The organism is Photobacterium sp. HL06 (assembly GCF_059552575.1).
This window is the reverse complement of the sequence record NZ_CM183915.1, coordinates 901,979-911,420: the sequence shown is the minus strand read 5'-3', so window position 1 is coordinate 911,420 and position 9,442 is coordinate 901,979. Positions and strand designations below refer to the sequence as shown.

The window sequence follows — 9,442 nt, the reverse complement described above, 5'->3', positions numbered from 1 at the left end:
CGTTATCGCTCAAGCTTTAAGCGCTTGTTTGAAAAGTTGAAAAAACTGCTTTACAAGGAACGGGTTGCCCCGTATTATTCGCCGCACTTACGGAGAGATGGCTGAGTGGTTGAAAGCACCGGTCTTGAAAACCGGCATACGTTTGTAGCGTATCTAGGGTTCAAATCCCTATCTCTCCGCCACATTCTAGAAATTGGATGATTACCATCGGGTTTCGTACAGAATTGGAGCGGTAGTTCAGTTGGTTAGAATACCGGCCTGTCACGCCGGGGGTCGCGGGTTCGAGTCCCGTCCGCTCCGCCACTACAACGAAGCCTCAGCAGAAATGCTGAGGCTTTTTTGTATGTGTTGCGTTTGAGTTCGCCCTACGGTCGAATGAGTCCCGCTTGTGCGCAAGCCCGGACTGGGCGTCCCCGCCGTTCCGCCATTACAACGAAGCCTCAGACTACGCGTCCCGGCAGAAATGCTGGGGCTTTTGGGTATGCGTTCAACTGATTATTTAATGTAATCATTATCTAATAACACGGATTCGTATTATTAAAATTTAAGCTTATTTAGTTATTGTGTAGGTCATAATTGGTGGAAAATGCGCACACTTTATTATCAAGCCAATCTCTGACATTAATCAAAAATGATATTAACCAAGGCCTGGTACCGCACACTATCTTTGCTATCAAAAAAGTAATAATAAACTGTATAATGACATGGATAATGACAGAACTGTAGATATAGGAAACCCTATGAATATACTTAAATTGCGCACGTTTGTGTTGACAGCTGAAAGTGGTTCGTTGTCACATGTTGCTAGGATCATGGGAAAAAGCCGGACTTCACTTAGTATGTCATTATCTAGCTTAGAAGATGAGTTAGGTGTTGAGTTATTTTATAGAACTAAAAACAAGTTAACGTTAAGTGAAGCAGGCCAAGAGTTATTTGCTGACTGTAAGAATATCGTCAATATTGCAGATAATATTTATTCCAAGTCACTACGTTTAGCTGAAGGCGTGAGTAATAATATTCGCGTTGCCTACGATGATAGTTTGCCGTTGAGCTTTTGGCGTAAACAGTTGGCGCTAATATCTGAAAGTGATCAAGATGCAACGTTTTCGGCGATTAAAGCCTCCAGCCCTGATCTTCCAACTCTGGTGAAAGACAAACAAGTAGATGTCGCCTATGGATTGATGATAAACACGACGGATGATCCGAGCCTTAATGTGAATGTGCTTCACCGGATCCGAATGATGGTGGTATGTGCCGCTAATCACCCATTAGCGGATATGCCCAAAGTATCGAGTGTTGAAATCAGCACACATCGACAGATTGTATTGGCGCATTTATCTGAAGATGTTCACCCTGAGTATAAGCCTTTGGCGAGTAGCAATATCAGCTTTTCTAGTTACCATGAAGTACTTGATGCTGTTCTGGATAATTTAGGTTGGGCGATTGTGCCCGAGCCACTGGTAAAAAATGAATTGCGTAAAGAAACGGTGAAAGTAGTGAAGCATCCCAATGGCATGTTTTATGAAAACTTTGCAGAACTCTCGAGGCCAAATGAGCAACATCCAGAATTGGCACTGCAGTTAGCCGAGAATATTGAAGAGAGTATTTACGATATTTTATAACTTAACGGTTGTTGTCTATGAATATATGCGTTGATTGCTTACGAAAATTAAACTAGTCAAAATCGTTTGGGAAATGGATATTATTTGGGTTAGATAGAAAAGCCGAGCTTAGCCCGGCTTTTAATTATCCGTTAATGTAGTGGTAACTTTTAATTAGACGATACGTAGGCCGCCTTGGGCAATCGCAAAGCGACGTGCTCGGGTGAATGACAATGCATTGGTAATCCCTTCACCAGTAGGTCCAGCGATGGTAAAGGTTGAAGTACCTTCTGCATTGTAGCCGACACCTGACAGGGTTGGGCCGTTATGAGCGAAGATCGTCGTATTAATACGGCGGCCAAACTGGGTGACGTTTTCAATATTGCCAGAGTAGATACATGCCGAGTGCTTGTTGCCACGCTCTGCAGCGACGGCGCGCTCGATGGCTTCATTGATGTCTTTGCAACGAACAATCGGTAGAACCGGCATCATTTGCTCAACATGTACCAGCGGATGGCAGTTATCAACATCCATAACAGCCAGGCGGGTGTCAGACTCAACACCAATTGATTTTAGGATCTCACCAGCATCTTGACCGACGAACTGTTTCACTGGGTGCCATACGCGGGCGATTTCTTGAGCGGTACAAGGTTTAGCACCGTCAATTTCGTCCATTGTCAGGATTTGATCTGTTAGTTTCTCAGCTTCGTCTTTGCTCAGAACGTAAGCACCAAGCTCTGACAGTTTCGCGATGAGTTCGTCAGCAACAGCGTCTTCAACGAAAACTTCTTTTTCACCAATACATAGCAGGTTGTTATCAAAAGCGGCACCGGCGTAGACACCAGCCGCAGCCAGATCCAGGTTTGCAGAAGCATCAACGATCACTGGGGGGTTACCAGCACCTGCGCCAACACCTTTTTTACCGGATTGTAAGATGGCTTTTACCAGGCCCGGGCCACCGGTTCCTACCAACATGTTTACTAGAGGTGATTTTGCGATTTCACCTAGCGTTTCTAGTGTCGGCTCTTTAACCATAGTGATCAGGTTTTCAATACCGCCAGCTTCAACAATAGTTTTGTTGAGCAGGTCGATCATCACGGCAGAAACAACTTTTGCCGACGGGTGAACATTGAATACAACAGCATTACCTGATGCCAGCATGGAGATAGCATTGTTAACTACGGTTTCTGTCGGGTTTGTCACCGGCGTTACTGCACCGATCACACCGTAAGGAGCGCGTTCTTCGATGGAGATGCCGTGGTCACCAGACCATACTTTCGTTTCCAGCACTTCGGTGCCTGGTGTTTTAAGTGCTGTTAGTTGATGCTTAGCAACCTTGTCTTCAACACGACCCAGTTTGGTTTCTTCTAGAACCATTTTTGCGAAATCTTCAGCGTGAGATAGCACAGCGTTGCGGATGGCTGCGATAATGGCTTCGCGAGATTCTTTGGTTGAGTTGGCGTAGAACTCAACTTGAGCTTGATGAGTGGCTTGGATTGCATCTTCAACTGAATTGAAAACGCCTTTAGCTGTGTTGATATCAAAAGACATAGTATACATACCTCAGTGGTTAATTGGGTGGCGAACCACCGCGTTGCAAGGCTTTAGAGCACACTGCTCAGCCTTAACAAAATCGTTAAAAATGGAATTAAGCGTAGGTTTTGGCTGCTTCTTCGCCGTTCAGTACTCGCAGAGTGCCTAGAACTAGCGCTTCTAACTCAACCTCGCCCGGATAGACGTTGACTGGGGCAATGAACCCAACGCGCTTGGCAATTTCAGCTGTGATGTACTTGCTGTATGCGATACCACCCGTCAGCAAAATGCCGTCAACCTGTCCGCCGAATACCGCACCCATTGCGGCGATTTGTTTAGATACCTGGTAAGCCATTGCATCAGTGACTTCTTTTGCTGCGGTGTCGCCGGCTTGTGCTTGCTCTTCAACATCACGCATGTCGATGGTGCCGGTGTAGCTGAATACGCCCCCTTTGCCTTGAATGAAGCCCTTCATATCGGCGTGGGTAAATTGGCCGCTGAAGCACAGGTCAATTAGTTCGCGGGTTGGCAAATCGCCGCAGCGTTCAGGTGTGAATGGGCCTTCAGAAATTGCGTCAGTGGCATCAACGGTACGACCCTTCTGATGGGCACCAATAGTGATACCTCCGCCCATGTGACATACGATCACGTTGACGTCGTTGTACTTTTTGCCGTTTTCTTCAGCAAATTTCCGAGCGATTGCTTTTTGGTTTAGTGCGTGGAAGCGGCCTTTGCGCTTAATGGCTTTGTGGCCAGAAAACGCTGCTAGTTCAGACAGTTCGTAGGTGACAGGGGCATCGGTGAAAAATGCTTTGATACCATTCTCGTCCGCGAGCTCTTTACCAATGATGCTAGCCAGATTTGCAGGGTGCTGAATTTGAGCATTGACTAGATCCGCGACCAGTTTCTCGTCAACATTGTAGGTACCGCCTTCAACTGGGTTACATGCTCCGCCACGACAGGCAATCGCTGTCAGATCGGCTGGGGACACGCCATTTTCAGCCAGCGCTAGCAGAATAGCGGCTTTGCGGAATTCTTTTTGATCCGCAACTCGTGTGTATTGAGCCAATTCCTCGGCACTGTGGCGTAAGGTTTTTTCGAATATTTCAGTAGAATCCTCGAAAAGGCCGATTTTTGTTGATGTAGATCCTGGGTTAATTGCTAAGACTTTCATGTGCTTCTACCTGTATTTACAGCATGAGCTTGCTACCGATATGCAGCGGCAGTGGGCTTTAGTTAAATGGTTGCTTCTGGTTCTGGTTGAACTTGTGGTTTTTTCATTGCAGCGACTGCACATGCCAGTGCAATAGAGATGGTTTTCTCCGCCTCGCCGTCGGCACGAGAAACCAGAACCACAGGGATACGGGCTCCCAGCAGTACACCTGCCATGCTGAAGCCCGCCATGTATTGAAGGGCCTTGGCAAAAACGTTGCCCACTTCAATATTTGGTGTCATCAGGATGTCGGCTTCACCGGCTACAGGATCTTGAACGCCTTTCAGGTTGGCGGCGTACTTGGAGATAGCAATGTCCAGCTGAAGCGGACCAGAAACGATGCAGTCTGTAATTTCACCTTCTTGGTTTGCTTTTTGCAGTTCGGCAGCATCAAGGGTGGCTGGCATTTTGTCGTATGGCTTTTCTTTGGCGCAGAGATTGGCCACCTTCGGTATTTTGATGCCCAGAGAGTGGGCCAATTCAACGGCGTTGCGGATGATGCCTTTCTTTTGCTCCAAGTTAGGCGCGATGTTCATTGCAGCGTCAGTGAAGATATGGAATTGTTCGCCACCTTCCTTGAATAGAACACCAGCGTGGCTCAGTACGTTACCTGTACGCAGCCCATGTTCTTTCTTTAGGGTTTCTTTGAGCAGGGTAGAGGTTTCGATCAGCCCCTTCATGAGTACATCACCGTGACCCTGGGCGATAGCGTTTACTGATTCGTAAGCGATGGCTTCCAGGCCGTTGGCTTCGATAATCTCAAAGTGAGACAAGTTAGCACCACATGCCTGAGCAGCCTGAGTGATTAGAGAGCGCTCTCCCACCAGAGTGACATCAATGATGCCGTCAAGGAATGCTTTGTTTGCAGCATCGATGGTTGCTTCATCATGAGCAGCGCAGACAACCACTCGTTGCTTGGTATTGCCTTTTTTGGCCTGCTCAATAAAGAAATTCTTGTCGTACATAGGTTCTACCTTTTAATTCTGATAACGCCTTCAATTTTCAACGCCATATTACTGAACCCTTCTCAGCTTAAATTTCAGTGAGTGTCAAATTAATTGACAGCAAGGCGTGCTTGCCGAGTTCAGCAGTCACCTCAAAATTGGAGCTTTGGTTGTTAGTCCAGCCGTTGGGGGCAGTGACAGCGGAAGAAATAAATGGTGTATGCAAATATGGGCTAAAAAAGGTGGGATTAAATTTAGCAAGAATGAGTTTTATGATTGGTTGTAGCCTTTGAAAACAGGCGGTTATAGTGTTTTGGTGGCTGTTACCTAGTTGAGTGCAGAGAGCGATGACGTATAGCGTTATGATCCAACGAAAATGGCAGGTAGGACTCGACGAAGAGAGAGCATGAGCTCCTTGATGATAGTATTTTCTGGGTTGTTTTCGTGTCAGATTGAAGGGTGATATTTGTTCCGTTTGGGTACATCAATAACGTCATTCTGTAAGACTGTGGCAGGATTGCTGTGACAGAGTTGAGAGATCTATCACAATTCACTTTGTGCTGTTTACCTGTGATCTAATCCAGCATTTCAGCGTTGGTTTTGCTGTCAATAATACTGACACTGAGTGATGTTATCAGCGAGCCTCTGAGTTCTAAAATACTTATCAATTTATAACGTGCCAGATCCGGACTCTGCCGCTTTTGGTGCATCGTTAGATAAGTATGAGGAACCTCTGATGTCTTATAGAAAGCAGCTTGAAGCCGTAACCACACCAACGGATCAACTGAGTGTGACTGACAATGGCGAGTTGACGATAGACGGTTGTAAAGTGTCTGACTTGGTTGCCCAGCATGGCAGCCCTCTGTTTGTCCTGAGCGAGAACACACTGCGTAGCAATTTGCGTCGAGTAAAGGCCACTTTCGAAAGTAACTGGCCGCAGCCAGTGAACGTAATGTTTGCAATCAAAGCCAATACGAATTTTGCAGTACGTGCAATCTGTAATGAAGAAGGTATTGGTGGTGATTGCTTCGGTCCTGGTGAAGTAGAAGCGACATACATTGGTGGTGCCGATCCGAAACGCATAGCATTGAATGGCACGGTGAAGAGCGAAGAAGCAATCCGCAGAGCGATTAAGTACGGTTATGCCATTCACTTGGATTCATATGAAGAGATAGATATTGTTGAACAGATCGCCAACGAGCTGGGTGCCACTGGCGTTCGAATCGGCGTACGTCTAAAAGTGCTTACTGATACGTTCTTTAAAGACTATGTCGCTGACGCTTATCCATTCCCTGATTTCCTGGGTGCGATGCGCTGGATTAAATTTGGTTTGCTTAAAGATACAGCGATTAAGATTATCGAACGAGTGAAAGAAATCCCGGCATTTGAATTCTATGGGTTCCACACTCACCTAGGTCGATTTGGTAAGCAGCTGGAAGGCTGGGAAGCGCTTTACCGCCAGTATGCGAAAGATGTGATTGAAATATCTCGTGAGTGCAATGTGACGCCATTTATGGTGGATCTAGGGGGCGGCTGGCCTCGTGAGCGTGATCCGGAATCCCGTGGTGTGGAACAAAACCCACATACCATTGAGCAATACGCCGAAGTGGTTTGTCAGGGGATGCTTGATGAGTTCACCAAGGCTGACTTCCCAGTTCCGCAATTGTGGCTTGAACCGGGACGTTATATCGCAGGAAACATCGGTACCCTGCTGACATCGGTTAATGTGGTTAAGCGCGATGCGGATCTTGCTTATACTACCTGCGATGCCTCTACTTACCTGGCCATTTTGGTAGAGTCTCAAGAGTCTAAGAACATGGTGCTGCCAGCGACGAAGATGGATGACGAGCTGACAATGACGTCTGACATTGTTGGTCCTATCTGTATTCCATCTTTGTGGGCTGGTGCGGCTAAAATGCCGGAGCTTGAGAGGAATGATATCCTGGCGATCATGGACGTGGGCCACTACGCTGAATCTCAGGCTAGCCAGTTCAATTCGCTACCACGCCCGGCGACGGTATTGGTCAATAACGGTGAAGTTGATTTGATCAAAAGAGCTGAAACGATTGAAGATGTGTTTGCAACACAAGTATTTCCTGAACGTTTGAAGGCAGAGATTGTTCGTTAGTAGTATTGTCACGAAAAAGTGTTAAAGATATAAAAAAACCAGCCATCAAAAATGGCTGGTTTTTTTTAGGTTATTTGGAGTCGCCATGCCTTTCAGTCATTACTTTGCATGCTGCCCTGTAGTTTCAGTAGGTGTTTTACTGCGGGAAAGATCTGCTCATACCTTTCAACGGCGGCATGCTCCACACCAGAGTGCTCATCGGGTTTTAGTATGAAACCGATTGGCGTTCGGCTGATCTCAATGTAGTTCCAGTGCTGGCCAGTTTTGTCTATGGCGCCAATAGTCATACTCTTCGGTACATCACCTTTGTCTAGGCGCTGTTGAGCCGCTTCAATACTTTTCTCTACACTCTCATCAAGCCATGCGACTACAGGTTGCTGGTGGTCAGGGATGGACGACAGGTTGTCTAATATGAATTGGCAATCTTGGATAGTTAATGACATTTGATACTCCTCTTAAATCAATCACCAATGTAAGCAGATTGAATTGGCAAGGCTGATTGGACATCCATAGTAATTGTAGGATGACTAGAGCTGTCATATTGAGGCATTGAACTTGGGATTAATTAGATTGCCTCTGTTGTCAGTAAAAGTAGGCATGAATTGATTGGTATCAATCTATTTAAAGAGGGAAAAGTTTGGTGTCAGCATTACTGACACTGGGCGCCACAAAGGGTGGTTAGCGAAAATTTTAGTTCACAGTTACTCCTTATTGGTTCTGATACATTCGTTCGCAAGTTCAGCGAGAGCAAAAAATACATTTAAGGAGTTCTCATTATGTTTAAGAAATTAGGTATTGAAGCGTGGTTTTTTTCGCACTTCACTTACGGCGTGGTCCAAATTGTTTTTATCCCCATTATCCTGCCTCTTTTTATTCTGGATATGACAGGTAGTGCGGAGAAAGTTGGTATTGCGATGGCAATTTTTGGCCTGGCAGGATTGCTAGCGCCTTTGATGGGGGTTTGGGCGGATAAGCACCAAGGTCATCGGGCTGTACAAAATTCTGGCTTTGTTTTTTACCTGATTGCCTTAGGCTTTTATATGATTGCAGGCAGCAGCTTTTCCATGATGTGTGCCGGGGCGTTCTTCTTTGGTCTGGGTTCGGCTGCATTGCTGATGATGAATCCAGCGTTTATTGTTTCTGCCGGTTATGATCATGTTACAGAGACCCGTAAGCTGACCCGACTGGTCCAGATGAACGTATTAGGTTCCATTATTGCCGGGTTGGTGTTGGCCATGTTGATGGAAGCCGGGTGGGGCTATATCGATATAATGGCTTTGATTGCAGCCGTTGTATTGGTATTGCTTGCGGTTACTGCAACAACCAATAAACGACAAGCAGCGTTAGTCGCACTACAAAACGAGAAAATTGCTTCTGCCAGTGAAAAAGAAGGCACTAGCAAGATCGGTCTGATTGAGATCCTGTTCTCCAAGTTTGGCATTTTCTTGATGGCGATCTTCTGTTTGGTTGCGGGACAGGGCCTGATCATGGGGCAGTATCCTAACTACATGGAAAAGGTCTTTGAGATCGCTCCTGCCGACTCATCGGTTGCGCTGTCGGTATCTGCAGTGGCTGGATTTTTCCTGATTATGTTTGTTGAGCCTTTGGTCAAACGTATCGGTAGTACGGCCGTATGGGTATTGTTCTCACTGGTTGCTGGTGGAGCTATGATGGCGATGTATTTGCAGTCATTGAGTGATTCAGCTGTAGCTGCCTATATTCCTCTTGGGCTGTCGGTACTCTTTGTTATGTCTATTACTGTTTGGGATATGACAACACCGTCTTCGATTGCCAAATTGTCACGTGTAGGTTCAGGCCTGACCCAGGGGCTACTGATGTTTATCATATCGATTTCCTATGCTGCGGGGAATGCAGCTTCAGGCTTTGTGGCTGAAGGGATTGGCTGGAAGTCTATTGCCTACATTGTAGCGGTTCTTCTTTTTGCCGGTGGCGTCTTTGCAGCTTTGACCATTCGTCACCGCCAGAAGATCGCGGCAGCCCAATCAGTGTGATTTCACTAGTG

7 protein-coding genes and 2 tRNA genes are annotated in these 9,442 nt (G+C 46.3%); 5 read left to right on the top strand and 4 right to left on the bottom strand.

Annotated features, from left to right (window positions below):
- Window positions 1-91 precede the first annotated feature (91 nt).
- The 3 genes from AC51G0_RS22585 to AC51G0_RS22575 all read left to right on the top strand — a co-directional run bounded on the left by AC51G0_RS22585 (window position 92) and on the right by AC51G0_RS22575 (window position 1,622).
- Window positions 92-182, top strand: a tRNA-Ser gene (locus tag AC51G0_RS22585).
- A 44-nt stretch (window positions 183-226) separates the two neighbouring features.
- Window positions 227-303 (top strand) — tRNA-Asp (locus AC51G0_RS22580).
- A 437-nt stretch (window positions 304-740) separates the two neighbouring features.
- Window positions 741-1,622 (top strand): LysR family transcriptional regulator, encoded by an 882-nt coding sequence (locus AC51G0_RS22575; protein ID WP_496303898.1) that lies wholly within the window; start codon window positions 741-743, stop codon window positions 1,620-1,622.
- 153 nt (window positions 1,623-1,775) lie between these two features.
- Here the strand turns inward: AC51G0_RS22575 and AC51G0_RS22570 are convergent, their stop codons facing one another.
- The 3 genes from AC51G0_RS22570 to AC51G0_RS22560 form a co-directional block, all read right to left on the bottom strand.
- Window positions 1,776-3,152 (bottom strand): aldehyde dehydrogenase, encoded by a 1,377-nt coding sequence (locus tag AC51G0_RS22570; protein ID WP_496303897.1) that lies wholly within the window; start codon window positions 3,150-3,152, stop codon window positions 1,776-1,778.
- Between the two features lie 97 nt (window positions 3,153-3,249).
- Window positions 3,250-4,308 carry a butyrate kinase gene (gene buk / locus AC51G0_RS22565; protein WP_496303896.1) on the bottom strand — a complete coding sequence of 353 codons (1,059 nt, stop codon included), beginning with the start codon at window positions 4,306-4,308 and terminating at the stop codon, window positions 3,250-3,252.
- A gap of 62 nt (window positions 4,309-4,370) precedes the next feature.
- Window positions 4,371-5,312 carry a phosphate acyltransferase gene (locus AC51G0_RS22560; RefSeq protein WP_496303895.1) on the bottom strand — a complete coding sequence of 314 codons (942 nt, stop codon included), beginning with the start codon at window positions 5,310-5,312 and terminating at the stop codon, window positions 4,371-4,373.
- Window positions 5,313-6,027: 715 nt separating this feature from the next.
- On the opposite strand from AC51G0_RS22560, the gene AC51G0_RS22555 reads away from it, so the two are divergent.
- Window positions 6,028-7,419, top strand: coding sequence for a diaminopimelate decarboxylase family protein (locus tag AC51G0_RS22555; protein WP_496303894.1), 1,392 nt, complete (start codon window positions 6,028-6,030; stop codon window positions 7,417-7,419).
- Window positions 7,420-7,511: 92 nt separating this feature from the next.
- Here the strand turns inward: AC51G0_RS22555 and AC51G0_RS22550 are convergent, their stop codons facing one another.
- A complete protein-coding gene (locus tag AC51G0_RS22550) occupies window positions 7,512-7,862 on the bottom strand; it encodes a hypothetical protein (protein WP_496303893.1) in 351 nt (116 codons plus the stop codon).
- 333 nt (window positions 7,863-8,195) lie between these two features.
- Between AC51G0_RS22550 and AC51G0_RS22545 the strand changes: the two genes are divergently transcribed.
- Window positions 8,196-9,431, top strand: coding sequence for an MFS transporter (locus AC51G0_RS22545; RefSeq protein ID WP_496303892.1), 1,236 nt, complete (start codon window positions 8,196-8,198; stop codon window positions 9,429-9,431).
- Window positions 9,432-9,442 lie beyond the last annotated feature (11 nt).

Bases quoted from the DNA above. Each gene is read 5' to 3' on its own strand.
- AC51G0_RS22575 (WP_496303898.1), top strand. From the start codon at position 741: ATGAATATACTTAAATTGCGCACGTTTGTGTTGACAGCTGAAAGTGGT.
- AC51G0_RS22570 (WP_496303897.1), bottom strand. From the start codon at position 3,152: ATGTCTTTTGATATCAACACAGCTAAAGGCGTTTTCAATTCAGTTGAA.
- buk (WP_496303896.1), bottom strand. From the start codon at position 4,308: ATGAAAGTCTTAGCAATTAACCCAGGATCTACATCAACAAAAATCGGC.
- AC51G0_RS22560 (WP_496303895.1), bottom strand. From the start codon at position 5,312: ATGTACGACAAGAATTTCTTTATTGAGCAGGCCAAAAAAGGCAATACC.
- AC51G0_RS22555 (WP_496303894.1), top strand. From the start codon at position 6,028: ATGTCTTATAGAAAGCAGCTTGAAGCCGTAACCACACCAACGGATCAA.
- AC51G0_RS22550 (WP_496303893.1), bottom strand. From the start codon at position 7,862: ATGTCATTAACTATCCAAGATTGCCAATTCATATTAGACAACCTGTCG.
- AC51G0_RS22545 (WP_496303892.1), top strand. From the start codon at position 8,196: ATGTTTAAGAAATTAGGTATTGAAGCGTGGTTTTTTTCGCACTTCACT.